This window comes from Acidobacteriota bacterium, from assembly GCA_026393755.1.
GTDB lineage: Bacteria > Acidobacteriota > Vicinamibacteria > Vicinamibacterales > JAKQTR01 > JBAXOX01.
The window spans coordinates 235,058-254,833 of record JAPKZO010000028.1 but is presented as its reverse complement, the minus strand read 5'-3'; the positions used below and the strand labels follow the sequence as shown (position 1 = coordinate 254,833).

The following is a 19,776-nucleotide window of genomic DNA, read 5'->3' as shown; positions in this document are numbered from 1 at the left end:
TCTCACCCCTGGCGCCCGATGGGTGCCAGGGGTTTTTCTGTCCGGCCCAGGTCGACAATAATCGTCTGTCGTCTGGTAAGATGCGCTCTAGTGTTGACATAGACGGCCACCCGCCTGCGGCGAGTGCGCTCGTTCCACTCTTGTGCCTATACCATGACCATGAAGCGGGCAGGCGTTGTTGCGGTGCTCGTGGCGAGTATCGCGTTCCTGTTTCGAGACGTCATCGCGAAACTGGTCCTCGACTGGTGGAACGACGACAACTACTCGCACGGCCTCCTGGTGGTCCCGCTGGCGGGTTACGTCTGGTGGCGTAGCCGAGCGCGCCTGGCGAGTCTCCCTGTCAAACCGTCGATGATCGGCTTGCTGCTGGTCGTTGGCAGCATCTTGACACTTGTCGCGGGAGTCATTGGCGCAGAGTTGTTCCTCACGCGCGTCGCCCTGCTGGGCACGGTCGCCGGCACGGTCCTCTTCCTCCGGGGCACGCAGTACCTCAAGGCGCTCGGGTTCGCGTTCCTGCTGCTGGCCCTCGCGATTCCGATCCCCGCCATCATCTTCAACCAGATCACGTTTCCCCTTCAGCTCCTGGCGTCTCGCTTTGGAGAGTTCGCCATTTCGGCGTGCCAGATCCCGGTGCTCCGCGAAGGCAACGTCATCACCCTCGCCTCGACCAGCCTCGAGGTTGTGGATGCGTGCAGCGGCATCCGCTCGCTGATGTCGCTGCTGACGCTCGCTTTGGTGTGGGGGTACCTGACGGAGTCCGCCTTGTGGCTGCGATGGGTGCTCGCGCTCTCGTCGGTGCCCATCGCGATCTTCGCCAACGGGATCAGGGTGGCCGGCACGGGCGTCGCAGCCCACTTTGTCGGCGCGGCAGCAGCAGAGGGCTTTCTTCACACATTCTCGGGCTGGATGGTCTTCGTCGTCGCCGGCGTGCTGCTGCTGGCGGTCGAGCGGCTGGCGAAATGGTTGGGCCCGGCGGCTCCCGCCGCGGCGGCGTCGGCGGATCCGCGCATGGGGCCGACGGCGTCCATCTCGCTGCAGGCGCAACAGGGCGCAGGCTTCATCACGAGAGCCCTGGTGGTCTCTGCGTGTCTTCTCGCGGGTGCCGGTGCGCTGGGAGCCGCAACGCGGACCGAAGCGATTCCGCTGCACCAGCGCCTGGTCACGCTGCCCCAGACGATTGGCGCCTGGGAGGGAACCGGAGACCAGACGCTGGACAGGAATGTCCTCGGCCAACTGCGCGTTGACGACTACCTCAATCGTGGCTACCGGGCACCGGGCCGGCCGGGAATCAGTCTCTACGTGGGGTACTACGAGAGCCAGCGGCAGGGGCAGACCATGCATTCGCCGCTCAACTGCATGCCGGGCGCGGGATGGGAACCCGTCTACCGGGGCCGCATCGCCATCCCAGCTGTGGACAACGGCACAGCTTCTCAGACGGCGGAAATCAACCAACTCGTCGTTCAGAAGGGGCTCGATCGATTGCTGGTGCTTTACTGGTATCAGGCCCACGGCCGAATCATCGCGAGCGAGTACTGGGGGAAGATCTACACGGTGGTGGACGCGATTCGATTGAACAGGAGCGACGCCGCCCTGGTCCGGGTGATCGTCCCCATCTCCCCTCAAGACACAACCGACGGACAGGCGGCGACGGCGACGGGGTTGGAATTCGTCAGCGAGTTGTTGCCTGTTCTCACCAAGCATCTGGGCGGGTAATCGAAGGAAGGGCACCGTGAGGCCATCTGGTCCATTCGTCCGCGCCGTTGCGCTCGTGGTTGTTCTCATCCCGGTTGTCTCGTGCTCGAAGGATCCCGAGACGGCCAAGCGGGACTATCTGGCGCGCGCAGATCGGTACGTCCAACAGAACAAGCTGCGCGAGGCGGTGATCGAATACCGGAACGCGATCAAGGTGGATGCGCGCTTCGGCGAGGCACGCTTCAAGCTGGCCGGCATCTACGAACGCCTGAGCGATCCCGAGAACGCCTTCCGCGAGTTCGTGAGGGCCGCGGACCTGCTTCCCGATAGAGACGACGTCCAGTTGAGAGCGGCGCAGTATCTGGTGCTCGCCGGCCGCCACGAAGACGGCAAGCGGATTGCGGAGGCGCTGCTGAGGAAGAACCCGAAAAACCTCACCGCACGACTCGCCCTGGCCAATGCTCTGGGCGGCCAGAAGGACCTGACTGGGGCCATCAAGGAACTCGAAATCGCCATCACGCTCGACCCGCACCGGGTGGATACCTACCTGAATCTCGCCGGCTACGTGCGGGACAGCGGGAACCCGGCGCAGGCGGAGACGATTCTGCGCAACGCGATCGCCGTCGAGCCAGCGTCGGTTGATGCCAGGATTGGACTGGTGAAGATCTACTGGGCCGCCGGCGACACCGCCAGGAGCGAAGCGCTCCTGAAGGAAGCGCTTGCGCTTCAGCCTACGCACGCTGACGCCAACCGGACTCTCGCGGCGTTCTACCTGCAGTCTGGCCGCACGAAGGAAGCCGAACAGCCCCTGCGCCGGCTGGCAGAAACGACGAAGGCCGTCGCCGACAGACTGCAACTCGCGGATTACTACTTCGTCAACACCCGGAGCGCGGAGGCAATCCCGGTGCTGGAGGCGCTGGCGAAGGAGCCGGACGGAAAGGTGCCGGCGACGCTCGCGCTGGCGCGATGGGATTTTACCGACAAACGACGCGAGCAGGCACACAAACGGCTCGACGAACTGCTGGCCGCCGAGCCCAACAACGCGCAAGTCCTCTTGCTGAAGGCAAGGTTCCTCAGCACTGATGGCAAGATCGATGAGGCCCTGGCGCGCGCACAGGCGGCAGCGGCGGCCGATCCGAGGCTGACAGACGCACAGTACGCCATCGGCCTGATGTACCTCGAGAAGAATGACACAGAGCAGGCGCAAAAGGCCTTCAGGGAAGTGCTGAAACTGAAACCGAGCTCGCTGGACGCGGCTCTCCAGATCGCCAAGATTCAATTTGGAACAGGCGCGCTCGAGCCCGCTCAGAAGACGCTCGAGGAAGTCGTCGGCAGACAGCCGGGCAACCTCGACGCCCGCCTCACACTCGTCCGTCTCCTGCTCGCGCGCGGCGATATCGCCCGGGCGACCACGGAATCGGCGACGCTTGTCGCGCAGGCACCCCGCTCGCCGGACGTGCACATCCTGGCCGGGACCGTCGCTGCCGCTAAGAAGGATTATGCAACGGCACGTGCCGCCTTTGCGCGGGCCCAGGAACTGGACGGCACCTCTATCCCGGCGCTGGCGGGGCTGGTGGGTCTCGACGTTGCAAGCGGGAAGCCGGCCGACGCCCTAGCCCGAATCGGCGCGCGGCTGGCCAAGGACCCTGCGAATCCGGCGGTTCTCGAGTTTGCCGGGCGCGCATACATGTCGCTGGGAGATGTGAAACAGGCAGAGCAGGCCTGGCGAAGACTGGTTGAGGTCCAACCCAACAACATGAGTGCCTACGCCGCGCTGGGCCAGATCTTCTACACCCAGGGTCGCGTGGACGACGCCCGCCGAGAGTTCGAGCGGATTGCGGACAAGGAACCCACCAACGTCGGCGCCAACACGATGGTCGGCATGATGCTGCAGACGCAGAACCGCCTCGACGAAGCACAGAAGCGGTACGAGCGCACAATAGAAATCGGACGCGATGCGCCGGTTGCCGCCAATAACCTCGCTTGGCTCTACGCGGAACGAGGTGGCAATCTCGATGTCGCGCTGCAGTTGGCCCAGACCGCAAAGCGCCAACTTGCCGACCGGCACGAAGTGGACGACACGCTGGGCTGGGTCTACCTTAAGAAGGGACTTGCCCCGCTCGCGATCGCGTCGTTTCAGCGAAGCGCGGCCAAGGACCCGGGTAACGCCATATACCAGTACCATCTCGGGCTGGCGTACCTAAAGAACGGCGAAAGGCCCCAGGCGAAGCAGGCCCTCGAGAGGGCGCTCTCGCTGAAGCGCGACTTCGACGGCGCCGCGGAGGCCAGGAAGATTCTGGCGACTCTCTAACAGACGGCCGAAATCGCTCGCGGGCCGGCGCGGCCGACACGAACGGGCCGGGTCTGGGCTGGATCGGTGCCGACGCGCTGGGCCGCCCCCGAAGTCATTGCAGATCCCGCATAGAAGACTATTTGTCGGCGTCCGCGGCGACAAATGACGCCTCGTTGTATCACTCTCACTCCGTGTACCAAGTGAAATAGGCCAAGAAACTCTAATTTCAAGGCTAGGCCCACCGCGCCCTTGATCTGGATCCACATTTGCTAGTAAGTAAACAAACTAGCCCCATCGCCCACGTGGTTCACGGTTGCCGTTGGGGAAGTTCTGGAGACATTCGCCGTTAGAGACATTCGCCAGGGCCGTAGTCGTGATGGGCTGGGCTGAGACGGGGAGTGCATCGGCGATTGTTGGCGTGACCGCACACGTGATTGCCTGGTGCGTTGCCGGCGTCCAACGCTGGCGGGTCTTGGGATGGAGACGGCCGATGAAGAAGCTGCTGTTTGTCGCCATCGTCACGCTAGTCACCTGTGTGGGGACTGCCCAGGCAGGCACTATTGACCTGACGGCGAAGTTTGCCTCCACCAACGCCGCGCAGATTTTGGTCCTGGGTGGGATGATCGTCCAAGGGGTCAATCCACAGGCCACTGGAACGGGGTTCATCGATCCGTTCCTGAAGTTCATGCCGACCAAGGATACAAATGGCGGCATCACGCAGGCGTACAACTACGATGCGGCCAACCTCGGCAGCGTAGATTACAACGGCGCGTATGGATCGGCCAACTGGACGAGCCTCGTGCAGACCGATCAGTTGGCCGCGCTCTCCGTCTATTGGGGACTGGCCCCCGATGATAAACAGCTTACTGGGTACCATTATCAGTGGTTGGACGAACTCTATACCGGCTCCGGACAGGCCTACTGGAAGTTCATCATTGACATAGACCAGCAGGGCGGCGCTCCTCTCATTTCGTTAGATCAGCTGGGCTTCTACACCTCTGACAGTCCCGCCAGGAACCCCGGCGTCGCCTTGGTCAACGGGGTGCCTCAGTACCCACAGTCAAGTGACACCGCGGCGGGATTGGGCAACCAGTTCTGGAGTCTCGGATCGAACTCGCTATTGCTGAACTATAAATGGGACAACGGGAGCGGGTCGGGTGACTATGCGTTCTACGTACCGATCCCAACCAGTTATGGCGATTACCTGTATCTTTACAACGCCATGGGCATTACCGGCGGCATCTACGCGAACAACGACGGCCCCGATGAGTGGATTCAAGTGATTGGCGACCCCCTTCCCCCAGAGGTTCCCGAGCCGGCCACCATTCTGCTGCTCGGCACTGGCCTGGTCGGCCTCGCGCGTGCGGCGCGGAAGCGGAAGAAGTAGGAATGGAGTGGGCGGCATGCGCCGCCGCAACACCGAGACAGATCGAAGGGCCGCCCGGGTAACCGAGCGGCCCTTCTTGTTGTACGCCGTGCGCGGTCGTTCACTTGGAGGTGCAAGTCCTTAAGAGTCAGAACGGATCCGCCGGGGCAGACTGTTTGTGCTCACAAAGAAGACTAAGTCTTTTTGCGCCTGTCAGTCTCATCTCACAAAGCGGTTGCTATTGGCCAACAAACGCTGATTTCACGCCCGAATGTCGGCCAGCCTCGATCTGGCTTCACATTTGCATGGAATAGAGCAAACTAGCTGTACTGTCCTTGACTTAACTCGGTGCCGGTTGGAAAGCGATAATGTTGAAGAATCTCGTAGCGGCAGGAGTGGCGATCGTCGTAATGGCGTGGGCCGGAACCGCGAGTGCGTCGACTTTCACGCTCAATCAGAGTGCTTGCTGTGGCACCGGGCCATTCGGCACAGTCGTACTCACGCAGTTTGCATCCAGCTCGGACGGGTCGGCGAACGTGGTAGATGTGCTGGTCACGTTGAATGCAGGCATCGGCTTCGTTACGACAGGCAGCGAGACCAATAACCACCCCGACTTCGCGTGGAACCTTTCTGGCGTGACGACGCTTACTCCGTCAAATGTTACTTTGATTCAAGATGGCCTGGGCGTTGCTGGCGGTTCGCCGGACGTGGCTTGGATTTGGCGCCTCGGTGGGGACGCTCCCACCAGCGACGCCGGACAATTCGGCTTCTCGTATCTGTGTAGTGGGAAATATGCTGAGAGCACCGCTTATTGCGGTAAAGGTGCTTCTCACCCAAACCCAGGTCCGCTCGAGTTTAGAATCGGTTCGTCTGGCATAACGCCCGATTGGTTCATTCCCAATGCCGCCGGGCATCACTTTGCGGCAGACATCACCAACGGTTTCTATACCGGCGCCAATACGGGTATGGTGTGGGACGGCCCCGGTTGTTCTGCGGCGGGAGATTGCACCCCCGCCCCTGAGCCCGCGTCGATGGTCCTCCTGGGCACGGGCCTGGTCGGGCTCGCAAGAATCGTCCGTCGTCGCCCTCGGTAGCCAACCGTCGGCGTCGGTGCTCCACTGGCGGCGCCAGACGCGCCACGCTGTCACTTTCCGGAAATGGCCGGCGCATACCGGACCGTCGTGAGAAGGAAGTCGGGAAATACAGGATTCTGCGACCAAGGGAACAAAAGTCCCCGCCACAAGCGACTTTGTCTTGGCTGGCCTGCCGCCGTGCACGAACCCAGTGCAGCCAAAAAAGCCAAATAGTGGAGTATTTCGTTGAATTTCTGCATTCAATAGACGTTGCTACGACAGGTCCTATCCAGGTGGCACGTATCTAGCAATAATTCATAGTTAGTTCGGCGGTTTCCGATCGCGAGCGCTCGGCGAATTTATGCCTGCCGATTGGAGTGCTCACATTGCGCGGCTCTATCTTCAGCGGGTTTGGGCAAGAGGGTTTCAATACGGTCTGTCGTTCTGGAGAGAATCGGTCGAATTGCCATAATTTCGAAGTGTATGCGTCTGGTGACTGACTTATGGGCACGGTCGAGTGGATCTTCGGCGCGCAGGGCAGCGCCGGGCTTGTTATCTTTAGGAGGATGAAGATGAAGAGACTGGTGATTGTTTTCACGGCTCTTGCGTTGGCGATGACGCTCGGGGCACGCGCCGCAAACGCCTCGTCGATTCTGTACTTCAACGACTTGAATGTCGGGACCGACCGGATGGCTGCGGCACTGGTAGCCGTCAGCGGGTCGCATACGGTCACCACGGCAGCCGACCTGGCGTCGTTCACGACGCTCCTGACCGGAGGCGGCTACGACCTGGCGATCTTCTTCCAACAGAACTCGTCGGGTGCGTCTTTCGATTCGGCCTGGACGGCGGTCGCAGCGCACCTGGCGGCTGGTGGTGCCGCTATCGGAGCGGACTGGACGAGGACTGACGGGCACGCCAGCGCCTTCTCGACCGCGTTCACCGGCACCTACAATCAGGGGACGGTCACGGTGACGGCGGCATCGCTGTTGACGGGAATCACAAACCCCGTCAGCCTCTACAATCCGGGTTGGGGCGTATTTTCGACCGACCTGACCCCGGGCATCTGCGCAGCGACATTCACCAACGGGGATTGCGCGATCACGTTCGGGAGCGGGACCCGCGCGATCTTCAACGGATTCCTGAGCGACACCTTCACTGACGGCGCGACAGGCACGCAGCTCTATGTCAACGAGATCAACACCGCGCTTGGGCCCGTCCCCGAGCCCGCGACGCTGACCCTCCTCGGCCTCGGCCTGGCGGGCGTGGCACGCGCGGCTCGGAAGCGGAAGAAGTAGGAACCGAATAGGCGGCACACGCCGCCGCAAGACTGAGATAGATCAAAGGGCCGCTCGGGCAACCGGGCGGTCCTTCTTCATTCGCAGCCACCGACGTCGCCAGTCCCTCTCCTGGCCGACAACAGTCTGCCCGTGGGGTGAATTACGCCTTGCCCCAGGGGTTTCTGACCCATCGAGCCGTTACTATAAGTCCCACACTGTGAATTAGTTGCGGCAACCGTAGCTCTCGAAGCCGCCTCGGAGGATTGCGGGCACATGGTTTGCTAATGCGGAGAGTCAGTAGAAGGACTGCTGCGCCTCGACTCCCGTTGACTGACGAAGTCAGATTCCCGAGGAGTGTTGGGATCAGTCGTTTGCTACTTGTGCCTCCCAGAGGAAGAACGTGAAACGACTCCTGGTCGCCCTTGCCATCACCGCGATCCTGCCTGTGGCGAATGCCTCAGCGGACACCATCATCATCAGCCAGACACTTGGGCCCGGGACGTACGGCTTTAGTGCGAGCTACGACAACGGGTCCGCCACCGAGAACTACGGCTATTTCGCCGGTCAACTGATGTTGCACGATCAGACGACCAACAAGGACTACATCGCCTACTGCCTCGATTTCTTCAGCTACCTCAAGTGGACCGAAGAAATGGCCCTCCTTGACATTGCAGCCTACCCTGGCGGTGGCGCGTCACCGGCTCCACCCCATGCCCAACCCGGAATCGGACCGAAGCTCGGCTGGATCTTGAACCAGACCAGACCATCTGACGTTGGTCTCAACGACTTCGCTGGGGCCATTCAGTTGGCGCTCTGGGAGGTCGCGTACGAGGACCCGAATATTGCGTACAGTTTGGCCACTGGTTGGTTCAAAGCCACTCCAAACTCGATTGTCACGAGCGAGACTACCCGACTGTTTGGCTTGATGAACGCCAATTCATCCGGACCCGGCACCTGGTTCAACGGGACCGGTGGGCCTGAGGGGAGCGGCTTGAATCAGGACTTCGGCTCGGCGGATCCGATTCCAGAACCCGCCTCGGTGATCCTTTTCGGAACCGGACTGATCGGCCTCGCCCGCGCGCTTCGGCGCAAGGCGACTAAGTAGCCGTTCGCCCGCCCTGTTGCCGGCCCACGGACCGGCCGACAACAGGATCGATGAGACGAACCGTACTCCTCCTCGTTTTCGCCCTCGCGCTGCTGACCCTCGCCGGCCCCGCTTTCGCCCAGACCGCCGACAACGTCCTCCTCGTCGCCAACGAGTCGTCTGCCGACTCGCTGCGCATCGCGGAGCACTACGTGCACGTGCGCGGTGTGCCGCCGGGCCAGTTGCTGCGCGTCAAAGTGGACGCGGCCGCCGACGAGATCGAGCGCGACGTGTTCAACCTGCAGATCCAGCTTCCCATCGCCAACTGGCTTCGCGGCCACGCGGCCCAGGACCGCATTCTCTATATCGTGCTCACCAAGGGGATTCCACTTCGCGTCAAGGGCACCGCCGGCCGGACGGGCACGGTCGCCAGCGTGGATTCGGAGCTGACGCTGCTCTACCGGAGGCTGCTCGGCGGCGACCCTGCGCTGGCTGGCCCGCTCGCCAATCCCTATTACCTGGGCGAAGCCGCCATCGCCAGCGCGAAGCCGTCCACGCACCGGACGACGGACCTCTATCTGGTGACGCGCCTCGACGGCTACACGGTAGACGATGTGCTGAAGCTCGTTGACCGCGGAGCGGCGCCATCGCGCGAGGGGAAGATCGTGCTCGACCAGAAGGCGACCTTGATTGACGCCGGCGGCGACCGGTGGTTGAAGGCGACGGCGGACTGGATGACCGCGAACGGGTTCGGCGACCGCGTCGTGCTGGACACGAGCAGCCGCGTGCTGATGGGCGAGAAGAACGTCCTCGGCTACTACTCGTGGGGCTCGAACGATCCGGCGATCACCGTGCGGCAGTTCGGATTCGGCTTCGTGCCTGGCGCGATCGCCGGAATGTTTGTGAGCACCGACGGTCGCACGTTCCGCGAGCCGCCCACTGGCTGGACCATCGGCCCGTGGACGGATCGAACCAAGTTCTTCGCGAACTCGCCGCAGTCGCTCGCGGGCGATCTGATTCGCGAGGGCATCACCGGCGTCGCAGGCCACGTGGACGAGCCGTATCTGGATGCGACCATTCGACCGAACGTGCTGTTCCCTGCTTACCTTTCGGGCTTCAACCTCGCCGAATCGTTCTACCTGGCCATGCCATTCGTGAGCTGGCAGACGGTCGTCGTGGGCGACCCGCTGTGCGCGCCGTTCCCGCGCAAGGCGCTGCAGCCGTCGGATATCGACCCGGGGATCGTGATGGCCACCGAACTGCCGGCGTTCTTCTCGGCGCGGCGGCTCAAAGCGATCGAGGCGCAGGGCATCAAGCCGGAGGTGGCGCAACTGCTGGTGCGCGCGGAGGCACGTACGGGCAGAGGAGACAACGCCGGCGCACAGAAGGCGCTCGAGGAGGCGACCACGATCGACCCGCGCCTGCGATCGGCGCACCTGTTGCTGGCGGCCGCCTACGAGCAGCAACGGGAGTACGACAAGGCGATCGCGCGATACCGGAAGATGCTCGAGGCGCTGCCAGACGACGTAGTGGCGCTCAACAACCTCGCGTACGCCCTCGCGGTGCGCAAGGGCCAGCCAGGCGAGGCGTTGGGCTACGCCGAGCGGGCGTTCACGCTGTCGAAGGAGAACCCGACGGTGGGCGACACGCTGGCCTGGGTGCAGCACCTGCTGGGACGCGACCGCGAGGCGGAGGTGCTGCTGGCCCGGGCGGCCGCGGCGCTGCCGACCAACGCGGAGGTCCGGCTGCACAACGCGGTGGTGCTGGCGGCGGTGGGGAAGATGGTCGAAGCGGAGACGGAACTGCGAAAGGCGCTCCGGCTCGACCCGGGGCTCGCGGCGAGTGCCGAGGTCAAGACGCTCGAGGCGAAGCTGAAGGCACCGGTTCGCAGTTCCGCCTACTTCGGCAGTGAGTCGAGCGCGCGGCGGGCGTCGGCGGCCTGCGGAAGCTTCGGATCCAGCTTGAGCGCCTGCGTAAGCGACTCCTTCGCCCGCACCGGGTCGTTGTTCTTCAGGTACGCGAGCCCGAGCCTGTAGTGGTAGGCCGCATTGGTCGGCGCCTTCGCCAGCGCGTCCCGGAACGAGGTGATGGCCAGGGTGTTCAACCCCTTCTTGTAGTAGATCCAGCCAAGCGTGTCGTCCACATCCGGCGAGTTCGGGATCACCGACTTGGCGGTCTTGGCAAGCTGCAGCGCCACGTCCAGGTTCTCGTTGGCGTCGGCCATCATCCACGCCAGATTGTTCGCGGCCACCGGCGCCCGCGGATCGAGATCGAGGATCTTCTCGTAGCTCTTCCGCGCTTCCGCGTTCTTGCCCTGCGTCGAGTAGATCATCCCGATCATCGTCTGCGCGGCCACCGACTTCGGCTGGCGCGCGACGATGTCCTCGAACCGCGCCTTCGCCTGGTCGAGCTTGTTCTGGGAGACATACAACTGCCCGAGCATGCCGTACGCCTGCAGGTTCGAGGGATCGACCTCAATGATCTTGACAAGCGCCTGCTCGGCCTTTGTCATGTCGCCCGCGGAGCCATAGGTTCGCGCGGCCAGGATCAGCAGAGGCGCGTTGTCCGGCGTCTTCGCGAGCGCGGCGTCTACGCGCGCCCGGGCGTCGGCAGGCTTCTTCGCGTTGAAGTCGAGCGCCACCAGCCCGCCCAGCGCGTCGAGCGACGCGGGATCGATCTGCAGCGCGCGCTCGAACGACTTGCGCGCACCCGCCATGTCGCCCTTTCGGCCCTGGAGCAATCCCGTCAGCGCGTGCACCTCGGCGGCATTCGGGAACTTCTCCGCAAGCAGCTTGGTCTCCGTCTCCGCGCGGGTGACGTCGCCACGGGCGATGAGCGCGCGGCACAGGATCAGGTGCGCGGCGGGGTTGTCGGGCTGGCCCTTGACGGCCTGCTCGGCAAACTGCACCGCGGGCCCGAGGGCGCCGCGGGCGAGGTTGAGCCGCGCGAGCTGCAATTGCGCCGGCACCGCACGCGGGTTCAGCTTCAGGACTTCGCTGTACGCCTTGATCGCTTCGTCCGCCTCGTCTCGTGACGCGTAGATCGTCCCCAGGAGGTACTGCGCCGCGGGGTTGCGCGGATCGGCTGTGACCGCCGCTTTCACGCGCCCGAGCGCGTCATCGGTCTTCTTCTCGGCGAGGAGGAACTGCGCCTTCGTTAGGAGCGCATTCACGTTGGCCGGCTCCTGCGCGAGCACCTCGTCAATCGTCTTGTGCGCCTCGGCGGGCTTCCGATCCATGTACTGGATGCTGGCGATGCGCGTCTTGGCGGTGGCGAATGTCTGCTTCTCCTTCGAGAGCGTCTCGAGTATGGCAATCGCGTCGGCGTGACGCTGCATGTAGACGAAGTAGCTGGCCAGCGCCATCTGCGATCCGCCGTCCTTGGTGGTGTCGGCGACGGCTTTCAAGTACGCCTCGGCCTCGGGCGCCCGGTTGGTCGAGAGGTAGAAGCTCGCCAGTGCGCGGTTCGCCGCAACGTTCTTGGGATCGAGCTCACTGGCTTTGGTCAGTGACTGCTCGGCCTCGGGTGCGCGCCCCGTCGCCCCGTAGAAGTTCGCAAGCGCCAGTCGCGCCGTCACGCTCTTTGGATCGATCTCGACCGCCTGCTTGAAGGTGGCCTCGGCCTCGGCCTTCATGCCGCTCGCCATCTGGAGCGCGCCGAGATTGAGGTAGGTGCGGGCGTCCTTCGGGTCGAACTCGATGGCTTTCCGGATCTCGGTGATCGCGCCATCCAGGTTCTTCAAGCCGGCGGTCGCGTTGGCGATCAGCACCTGCGCCTGGACGTTTCTGGCGTCGATGGCCAGCACCTTCTGCGCGCGCACCTTCGCATCGTCGAAGCGGCCGGCGAGCAGCAGGAACGTGCCGGCCTTCAGCTGCGCGTCCTTGTCGGCGGGCAGCAGGTCGGACGCGCGGACGTACTCGCGGAACGCGCCAGGCATGTCGCCGAGTTCAGCCAGCGTCTCGGCCAGCTTGTAACGCGCCACGCCGAAGTTCGGGTCCTTCTGGACGGCGTTCTTGTACTCAATGGCGGCTTCCTTGAGCTTCTTCTGCGCCACGTACTGGTTGCCGCTCTCGAAGTAGCTCTTCGCGCTCTTCGAGCACGACGCGGCCGCTACACAAAGAGCCACGACAAGGCACACGCCGGTGACGGATTTTGCCTGGAACATGGGTCAAATCTCCTGCCTGCTGCGAACCGGCTGCCTACCGCGAACCGGCTGCCTGCGCCGGCCCCCCGGCCGCGCGGCGACGCCGCAATTGTAGCTCAAGGAGATGCCAATCACTCCCGGAGTAATTAGGGCGGGGCCAATCACTCCGGGAGTGATGCCACGCCAACGCGGCTTCCGCCGGTTCGTCGGCCTCCAATTCCCTGGAGTCTTCGTGGCCACCGGTCACGTCGCGCAGAGTCAGGTCGTCGACGAATGCCGCGTCGCCCGCGCTCTCCAGATGCCGGCCGACGTGCGCCAGCTCGTGCAGGAGGCAGAACCAGAAGTGGTCGACACGATCGTAGCGAAGCGTCAGCGCAACAACGGGCTTGCCGTCGGTTCCGGCTGCGGTACCGCCGGGTCTTCAGAACGCGGCGCAGACGATGCGTTCAAATAGCGAGACCGAGATGATCACCGTGTTTCCCAGTCGGCGTGCAACAGTGAAATCGTGGTCGCCGGTGATCAGGTAGTCGGCGTGGCAGGCGAGAGCGCAGGACAGGAACACGGCGTCTGCGGGGTCCCGAGCGAACTCGACCGTCGGCCCCGTCCCGACGGGCTCCGTGGCTGATGCCAGGAGGTGGAGCCAATCGGCCAGAGTCGCGGAGTCGAGACCGAACTTGGGCCGCGCAAGGACCTCGCGGTACTCGGCGAGGATCTCATCGGCCACCATCCAATGCCAGTCCTCGTGAGAAACCACCCACCGGATCACCCGCTCTGGGCCCCTGCCCTTGAGTGCGGCGGAGACCAGAACGTTCGTATCGATGACGACCTTCATCGTCTTGTCGCGCGATAGGCGGCGATTTCGGCGGCGATTTCCTGCTCGGTGATCTCTCGTGCGGCAGGCAGTCCCTGGGTGCGCCTCAACACGGCATTCAACTCGGCGACCTGGCCTGTCCGGGCGCCCTCGGAACGGTCGCTGTCGACCAGGACGATCACGTCGGCCTGGCTGCCGGCGATCAATTCTGGCGAGCGGATCTCAATCAACCCGCCCGGCTGCACCTTTACCTTCTGACGCAATGCGCTTGTCATAATCCCTCGCGTCGTTCGAGTGTACACCCTTCCAGACGGTGAATGAGCCCACTCTTCTCTCCTCGCCCACGTGCAGCGAGTGCTCCCTTTCGCGCCGCAGCGCCCAGAGAGGGCATCACGCTGGACGTGAGCGAGATGAGGCTCACGAAATGCCGCTCAACGCCCGCGAAGCACCTCGTTGATCGACTGGCGGGACACGCCCACGGCCTCAGCCAGGCTGGAGACGGTGAGCCCGAAGTCCGGCAGAAGATCCTCCCGCAACATCTCGCCGGGATGTGTGGGCCGGCGCATCAACCGCCCCGTGTTTGGAACGCTCATCTCAGACTTCTCCCGGCATTCTCTTCAACGCGCCAGCGGGACGATCGTCGACTTCAGGATACGCCGGTCTCTGGTGAGCAGCGGGATGCCCTCCGCGACGCTGGTGGCGGCGATCAGTTCGTCGGCCGGGTCGGACCCACGACAATCTGCGGGGACTGCTGGCGCGCTGACGCAGGGTCCGGCGTTCTTGCCGCTTCATCCTGACGCGATTGACTACGCCGGCATCCCCTGCTCGACCGGTTCCGCCCGCCGCACCCGGACTTTCACCTCCACGCGCGCTCCGAGCCGGTTGAGGATCGACATCAGGCGATCGAGGGTGAACCGTCCGAGATCAGCATGGCGGATGCGCGAAAAATCGGCCGCGGCAATGCCGGTGCGGCCGTGCGCGGCGCGCACGGTCAGGTGTTCCCGATCGAGCGCCTTGATGATCTCGGCCGCCAGGATGGCCTTGAATTGTTCGGCGTCGGCGTTCCCATGCCCCAGATCGCGGAACACATTGCCGCTTCCCCGCACAAGCTCCAGCGTTTCGTTCTTCATCGCAGCATTTCCTTGAGTCTCTTCAAACGGTCCTTGATCAAGTTGATTTCGCGTTGCGGCGTCTTGATGCCACGCGTCGACTTCTTCTGGAACGCATGCAGCACCCATATGTCATTGGCGAGCTGCACCGCGTAGACCACGCGAAAGGCATCGCCCTTGAACGCCATCGCGATTTCGAACACGCCCGGGCCCAGACCGCGCATGGGCTTTGCGATGTCGGCCTTGCCGCCCTCGCCGGCGATCGTCAGGGCCGCAAGACAGATTGACTTGCTCCCTTCCGGGAACGTCTCAAATGCCTTCAGCGCCGCACTGATCCATGAAACAGGCCGTGTCTTTCTGGTCATTGGCCGGCCGCTACTGTATCCCTTTTGTGTCGCTCATGTTGTCAGATATGACAATACTCGTCAAGAGAGCCAGCTGAGACGCGAGGAAATAGCGCTCAACGCCCGAGGTATCACCGGTTGTTCAGAACGCGGCGGAGATTCGAGACAAGAAGGCAGAGCTGCAGTTCGCCGCCGAAGCCCTCTGCGAGCCCAAGCAGGCGCGATCACTGAAACCGTCGAAGCATTACAAAGTTCGTATTTCGACTGTCAGGCCGGCTGCGGCATCACGGCTCGCTAAGCGCCGCTATTTCCAATAAACACAACAACTTAGTTCCACGTTGGCAGAACGGCACGCCCGTTGCTCAAACGGTGGATGGCGCCGCCTCGATCCCAGAACGGGATCCGCGCCAGCCAGGGGCCCAGAACGCCAATCATGCACGCCGTTTCCAACTTGGATGCGATGTCGACCGGAACGCGGCAAGGGCCTTCTACGCCCTGGCCGGGAGTTAGGGTTTCTCGGCTGCTCCGCGCCCTCGCGGTGCTTGTCGTGATGCTGGGGAGCGCGTCGGCGGCTGCGGCCCAGACGGCCATCACCCTCGCGTGGGACGCGAATACGGAGCCGGATATCGCCGGTTACGAGGTGTCCTACGGGACCCAGTCGGGGGTGTATTCGACCATCATCGACGTCGGCAACGTCACGAGCCAGCCGTTTACTCTTACATCGGGCGTCGTCTACTACTTCGCGGTGAAGGCGTACAACTCGGCGAGCCCGCGCCAGTACTCACCGTATTCGGTAGAGGTTTCTACGGGCGCTGCGATCATCAACAGAGCTCCAACGCTCACGCAGCCGGCGAATCAGACCAGCGCGGAAAACACGAACATCTCGCTGCAACTCGTCGCCAGCGATCCAGACCTCAACCCGCTGACATTCAGCGCGACAGGCTTGCCGGCATCGCTGATGCTTAACGCCACTACAGGCGTCATCTCCGGCACGTTGACGTCCACGAGCGCGGGCACCTACGCAGTGATGGCGACGGTGTCGGACGGCGCGCTGACGAACAGCCAGACCTTCGCGTGGACGGTCACCGACGTCGTCGTGAAGACGACGCCGGTCATCACGTGGGCGAATCCGGCCTCCATCGTATACGGCACTCCGCTTAGTGGCACCCAGTTGAACGCGACGGCGAACGTGGCGGGAACGTTCGTGTATAGCCCAGCGGCAGGAACGATCTTGAACGCTGGGACGAAGACGCTGTCAGTCACATTCACGCCAAGCGACACGGCGAAGTACACGGCGACGACCAGGACGGTCACGATCAGCGTGGCGAAGGCGACAACGACGGTAGCGTGGTCCAGTCCGAAGCGCATCACGAAGGGAAAGCCGCTCAGTTCCACCGAACTGAATGCCACAGCAGCCGTGACGGGAACGGTGTCTGATGTGACGCAGGCCGACGCGAAGCCGCCCGTGGCGGGGACCTTCGTCTACACGCCTCCGGCTGGGACGGTGCTGGCCGTGGGGACGTACACGCTCTCGGTGACCTTTACCCCCACCGACAGCGTCAACTATTCGACGGCGACGGCGACGATGAGCCTGGATGTGCTGGCGCAAGACGGGGCGAACCAGGCCCCGATTGGGGCGTTCGATACGCCGGCCGACGGCGCGACGGGGCTGCAGGGATCGTTCGCGGTGACGGGGTGGGCGCTCGATGATGTCGGCGTGGACCGCGTGGAGCTGTGGCGCGATCTCGTGGCGGGCGAGGACCCGGCCGACGCCTATACAACGGACCCAACGCATCCCGCGTACGGCAAGGTGTTCATCACCAACACGTTGTTCGTGACCAACTCGCGGCCCGACGTGGAGGGTCTGTATTCAACGTATCCGTTCGCGAACCGGGCGGGCTGGGGCTACCTGCTGTTGTCGTGGGGGCTGCCCAACCAGGGGAACGGCGTGTACACGCTCTACGCGATTGCGTTTGACGGGGACGGGCAGCACACGCTGTTGGGGACCAAGACCCTGGCGATGGATAACGCCCATGCGACAAAGCCGTTTGGGGCGCTCGACACGCCTGGCTATGGGGCGACCGTCTCCGGCGCGTTCTGGAACTACGGCTGGGCGCTGACCCCCGGCACTGAGTGCGCGGTCACCAACGGCCACGTGTCCATGGCCATCGACTCGGGGCCGTACGTCACGGCGCAATACGGCGCGGCCCGCTCCGACATCGCCGCCGCATTTCCAGGATCGACCAACGCGGGCAACGCAGGCGGGGCCTACTACATCGACACCTCGAAGCTCTCCAACGGCCTGCACCAGATTGGGTGGGTGGTGACCGATAGTTGCGGCCGGCAGGACGGGATCGGCAGCCGGTTCTTCACGGTGATGAATGGCGCGGGCGCCGCACGCGGCGCGCTCGGCGACGGTGGTGGCGCGCTCGGCGACGGTGCTGGCGCGGTCGGCGACGGTGGTGGCGCGGTCGGCGACGGTGCTGGCGCGCAACTCCCGACTGTCGCGGACAATACGCTCGCCACGAGTGCAGTGACTGTCTCTGCCGTCACACCCAACGGCGCAGGGACTTTGTCTGCCGTCACACCAAACGGCGCAGGGACTTTGTCTGCCGCCACACCCAGCGGCGCGGCGCGAAGCGCGGGCTCTGACCAGACCGTAGGGGCGCAATTGATTGCGCCCGATCAGGATGCAGTTCTGGCGGCCCGACCATCGCCGGAACCGCTGGCGGCCACTACCGGGAGCGTGGCTGTTCGCCAACTGGGAAGCGACTGGCAGGACGTGCAGCTTGATGGTGAAGGGCGGTACGCGGTTGATGTCGCGCAAGGTGGACGCCTAGAGATTCGACTCCCGCGCGCAGAGGGCACTTACGCGGGCTTCCATGAAGTGCGGGAGCACCGGCGTCTGTTGCCGTCGGGCTCGTCCTTCGACCGACAGGCCGGAGTCTTCTATTGGCAGCCGGACGCGGCCTTCCTCGGCACGTTCGATCTGGTGTTCGACGGGGCGGGTGGCGAGGCTGTGCACCTGCGCGTCGTCGTAAAGTAGCGCCGTTTCCCGTCGCCGTGCGACAGGTCCTCGGCGATCGCGGTGATCCGCGACCCCAGGTGCGGGCCGCACGCCCCATCCACTGGTGACATCGTCTACAGAGAAACACGCGCAACAACGGCGAAGCAATAGCGCAACAAGAGCGAAAACAGTTTCATCGCGGCGCGGGTGTGGCCACGCCACATGGGGAACCTGTGTGGAAGGCCGAACCTCCCAGTGCGTCGATCCCGTCGGCGCCCAAAGAGAGCGTCACGCTGGAGGTGAGCTCTTAGAGCCGGCGAAAGATGTCGGGCGCGACGGCCGCGAGCGTCCTCCTTACGCGGCGGTGCGCCGGCGACGTGGACCCGCGGGGCCGACCTTGGTGGAGTGGGCGTAACGCTCGGCGTACCGGTCGAGCAGCCGCCGGATCATCTTCTGGTAGCGGATATTGTGCCGAAGGGCCTCGGCCTTGAAGAACTCGACGCTCCGCTTACTGAGCGCAATGGTTACCTTCACGGCCTCCTCGCGGAAGACCAGTTCCTCGGGCGGCGGCAGAAAGTCGGGGACGGCACGCACCGCGCCGATCGGCTCATCCGTGTACTTGATTGCCTTGTTCATAGATCTTCTTCCCCTTCCGCCAGTATCCTGCCCCGATGATCCGGATCACGCCGACCCGATGCGTGAAGCGAACAGTCAGAATGCCCTCTCCCACCCGCCCAAGGCAGAAATAGCGCTGCTCCAGCTCGCCGTGCGACAGGTCCTCGGCGATCACACGCTGGGGATCGGCAAAGGCGAACTGAGCATCGGCGAAGGCTACTCCGTGCTTCTGTTGATTCTCGGTGTCCTTCGAAGGATCCCATTCGAACCGGGTCATCACCATGGACTGTACCATGGGCTGCTCATCTATGTGCCATATCTTTATATGGCTGTCACCGTCGCCCCGGGAAGGTATTGCTGGCCCCGATCTTCCAGGCGATAGGGATGAGACCGCGTTCTCTCTTCTCGTCCTGTTTGTGCGGGAGCGCAAAGAGGGCCTCACGCTGGAGGTGAGCGAGCGGAGACGCGCGAGCGTCAGCAGGCTCACTAGCGCCGCGAGTCAACCACGCCTGGTCAGCAAGATTCCCAAGGACAGAACGGCAGCTGTGCACCTGTGCGCAGCCGTGCGCAGGCGCACAGCTGCGGGCGCAGTCGCACAGCCGATGCGGCGTCGGCCAGATACGTGTCCCGATGACGCACGACTCGGTTCCTCACGTCATCTCTGCGATCCAGGGCAAACGCAGTCACTGGAACTCCTAGAGCCACAACACAATCCGCGCCCTGATCATCGCGCCCGCGCACGGGATCGCGGTGCCTGGCCTTCCGTCATCTCCAATCGGCGCAGGCGTCCACTCCACGTTGGTACCGCGGTACGTCGGTTGCTCTAACAGCAGATGGCACCGCCCCGATCCCGCAAGGGCTTCGGGGCACGCAGATCTTCGAAAGGGCAACCATGCACGCTGTCTCCAACTCCAACGTGATTTCGATCGCTGCGCTGCGAAGGCGTCGCACGCCCTGGTTG

At 63.7% G+C, this 19,776-nt stretch carries 14 protein-coding genes and 3 pseudogenes; 8 read left to right on the top strand and 9 right to left on the bottom strand.

The genetic code is table 11. The features are described 5' to 3' along the window. Positions 1–153 precede the first annotated feature (153 nt). The 7 genes and pseudogenes from xrtD (at position 154) to NTV05_11535 (ending at position 10,299) form a co-directional block, all read left to right on the top strand. A complete protein-coding gene (gene xrtD, locus NTV05_11565; protein ID MCX6545031.1) occupies positions 154–1,713 on the top strand; it encodes a VPLPA-CTERM-specific exosortase XrtD in 1,560 nt (519 codons plus the stop codon). Between the two features lie 16 nt (positions 1,714–1,729). After that, positions 1,730–4,003 (top strand): tetratricopeptide repeat protein, encoded by a 2,274-nt coding sequence (locus NTV05_11560; GenBank protein ID MCX6545030.1) that lies wholly within the window; start codon positions 1,730–1,732, stop codon positions 4,001–4,003. A gap of 472 nt (positions 4,004–4,475) precedes the next feature. After that, positions 4,476–5,372, top strand: a complete 897-nt coding sequence (locus NTV05_11555) for a PEP-CTERM sorting domain-containing protein (protein MCX6545029.1) — start codon at positions 4,476–4,478, stop codon at positions 5,370–5,372. Between the two features lie 347 nt (positions 5,373–5,719). Continuing rightward, positions 5,720–6,445, top strand: coding sequence for a PEP-CTERM sorting domain-containing protein (locus tag NTV05_11550; protein MCX6545028.1), 726 nt, complete (start codon positions 5,720–5,722; stop codon positions 6,443–6,445). Between the two features lie 551 nt (positions 6,446–6,996). Beyond that, the gene (locus tag NTV05_11545; GenBank protein ID MCX6545027.1) at positions 6,997–7,719 is read left to right on the top strand and encodes a PEP-CTERM sorting domain-containing protein; all 723 of its coding nucleotides are present in this window, start codon (positions 6,997–6,999) and stop codon (positions 7,717–7,719) included. A gap of 382 nt (positions 7,720–8,101) precedes the next feature. Next, entirely contained in the window at positions 8,102–8,806 is a 705-nt protein-coding gene (locus NTV05_11540; GenBank protein ID MCX6545026.1) for a PEP-CTERM sorting domain-containing protein, read from the top strand. 50 nt (positions 8,807–8,856) lie between these two features. Next, positions 8,857–10,299: pseudogene (locus NTV05_11535) on the top strand (TIGR03790 family protein). A gap of 383 nt (positions 10,300–10,682) precedes the next feature. Here the strand turns inward: NTV05_11535 and NTV05_11530 are convergent. The 7 genes and pseudogenes from NTV05_11530 to NTV05_11500 form a co-directional block, all read right to left on the bottom strand. Further along, on the bottom strand, positions 10,683–12,950 hold the full coding sequence (locus tag NTV05_11530) for a tetratricopeptide repeat protein (protein MCX6545025.1): 2,268 nt from the start codon (positions 12,948–12,950) through the stop codon (positions 10,683–10,685). Between the two features lie 268 nt (positions 12,951–13,218). Then, positions 13,219–13,323, bottom strand: a pseudogene (locus NTV05_11525) (metal-dependent peptidase). A gap of 27 nt (positions 13,324–13,350) precedes the next feature. Next, positions 13,351–13,761 carry a putative toxin-antitoxin system toxin component, PIN family gene (locus NTV05_11520; GenBank protein MCX6545024.1) on the bottom strand — a complete coding sequence of 137 codons (411 nt, stop codon included), beginning with the start codon at positions 13,759–13,761 and terminating at the stop codon, positions 13,351–13,353. After that, the gene (locus NTV05_11515; GenBank protein ID MCX6545023.1) at positions 13,758–14,015 is read right to left on the bottom strand and encodes a hypothetical protein; all 258 of its coding nucleotides are present in this window, start codon (positions 14,013–14,015) and stop codon (positions 13,758–13,760) included. Before NTV05_11515 ends, NTV05_11520 begins: the two co-directional genes overlap by 4 nt. Positions 14,016–14,174: 159 nt before the next feature. Next, a pseudogene (locus tag NTV05_11510) lies at positions 14,175–14,333 on the bottom strand (HigA family addiction module antitoxin). 213 nt (positions 14,334–14,546) lie between these two features. Further along, positions 14,547–14,870: a helix-turn-helix transcriptional regulator gene (locus NTV05_11505; GenBank protein ID MCX6545022.1), complete on the bottom strand. Its 324-nt coding sequence runs from the start codon at positions 14,868–14,870 to the stop codon at positions 14,547–14,549. After that, a complete protein-coding gene (locus NTV05_11500) occupies positions 14,867–15,214 on the bottom strand; it encodes a type II toxin-antitoxin system RelE/ParE family toxin (GenBank protein MCX6545021.1) in 348 nt (115 codons plus the stop codon). Before NTV05_11500 ends, NTV05_11505 begins: the two co-directional genes overlap by 4 nt. A 412-nt stretch (positions 15,215–15,626) precedes the next feature. Between NTV05_11500 and NTV05_11495 the strand changes: the two genes are divergently transcribed. Then, positions 15,627–18,239, top strand: coding sequence for an Ig domain-containing protein (locus NTV05_11495; protein MCX6545020.1), 2,613 nt, complete (start codon positions 15,627–15,629; stop codon positions 18,237–18,239). Positions 18,240–18,554: 315 nt separating this feature from the next. Here NTV05_11495 and NTV05_11490 read toward each other — a convergent pair whose 3' ends face one another. Beyond that, the gene (locus NTV05_11490; GenBank protein MCX6545019.1) at positions 18,555–18,836 is read right to left on the bottom strand and encodes a CopG family transcriptional regulator; all 282 of its coding nucleotides are present in this window, start codon (positions 18,834–18,836) and stop codon (positions 18,555–18,557) included. Then, positions 18,808–19,098: a BrnT family toxin gene (locus NTV05_11485; GenBank protein ID MCX6545018.1), complete on the bottom strand. Its 291-nt coding sequence runs from the start codon at positions 19,096–19,098 to the stop codon at positions 18,808–18,810. The genes NTV05_11490 and NTV05_11485 overlap by 29 nt, the downstream gene beginning before the upstream one ends. Positions 19,099–19,776 lie beyond the last annotated feature (678 nt).

What these genes read in the sequence shown, in the direction of transcription:
- NTV05_11545 (MCX6545027.1), top strand. Translation starts at nt 6,997, where the DNA reads ATGAAGAGACTGGTGATTGTTTTCACGGCTCTTGCGTTGGCGATGACG.
- NTV05_11515 (MCX6545023.1), bottom strand. Translation starts at nt 14,015, where the DNA reads ATGACAAGCGCATTGCGTCAGAAGGTAAAGGTGCAGCCGGGCGGGTTG.
- NTV05_11550 (MCX6545028.1), top strand. Translation starts at nt 5,720, where the DNA reads ATGTTGAAGAATCTCGTAGCGGCAGGAGTGGCGATCGTCGTAATGGCG.
- xrtD (MCX6545031.1), top strand. Translation starts at nt 154, where the DNA reads ATGACCATGAAGCGGGCAGGCGTTGTTGCGGTGCTCGTGGCGAGTATC.
- NTV05_11520 (MCX6545024.1), bottom strand. Translation starts at nt 13,761, where the DNA reads ATGAAGGTCGTCATCGATACGAACGTTCTGGTCTCCGCCGCACTCAAG.
- NTV05_11555 (MCX6545029.1), top strand. Translation starts at nt 4,476, where the DNA reads ATGAAGAAGCTGCTGTTTGTCGCCATCGTCACGCTAGTCACCTGTGTG.
- NTV05_11505 (MCX6545022.1), bottom strand. Translation starts at nt 14,870, where the DNA reads ATGAAGAACGAAACGCTGGAGCTTGTGCGGGGAAGCGGCAATGTGTTC.
- NTV05_11490 (MCX6545019.1), bottom strand. Translation starts at nt 18,836, where the DNA reads ATGAACAAGGCAATCAAGTACACGGATGAGCCGATCGGCGCGGTGCGT.
- NTV05_11500 (MCX6545021.1), bottom strand. Translation starts at nt 15,214, where the DNA reads ATGACCAGAAAGACACGGCCTGTTTCATGGATCAGTGCGGCGCTGAAG.
- NTV05_11530 (MCX6545025.1), bottom strand. Translation starts at nt 12,950, where the DNA reads ATGTTCCAGGCAAAATCCGTCACCGGCGTGTGCCTTGTCGTGGCTCTT.
- NTV05_11485 (MCX6545018.1), bottom strand. Translation starts at nt 19,098, where the DNA reads ATGGTGATGACCCGGTTCGAATGGGATCCTTCGAAGGACACCGAGAAT.
- NTV05_11495 (MCX6545020.1), top strand. Translation starts at nt 15,627, where the DNA reads ATGCACGCCGTTTCCAACTTGGATGCGATGTCGACCGGAACGCGGCAA.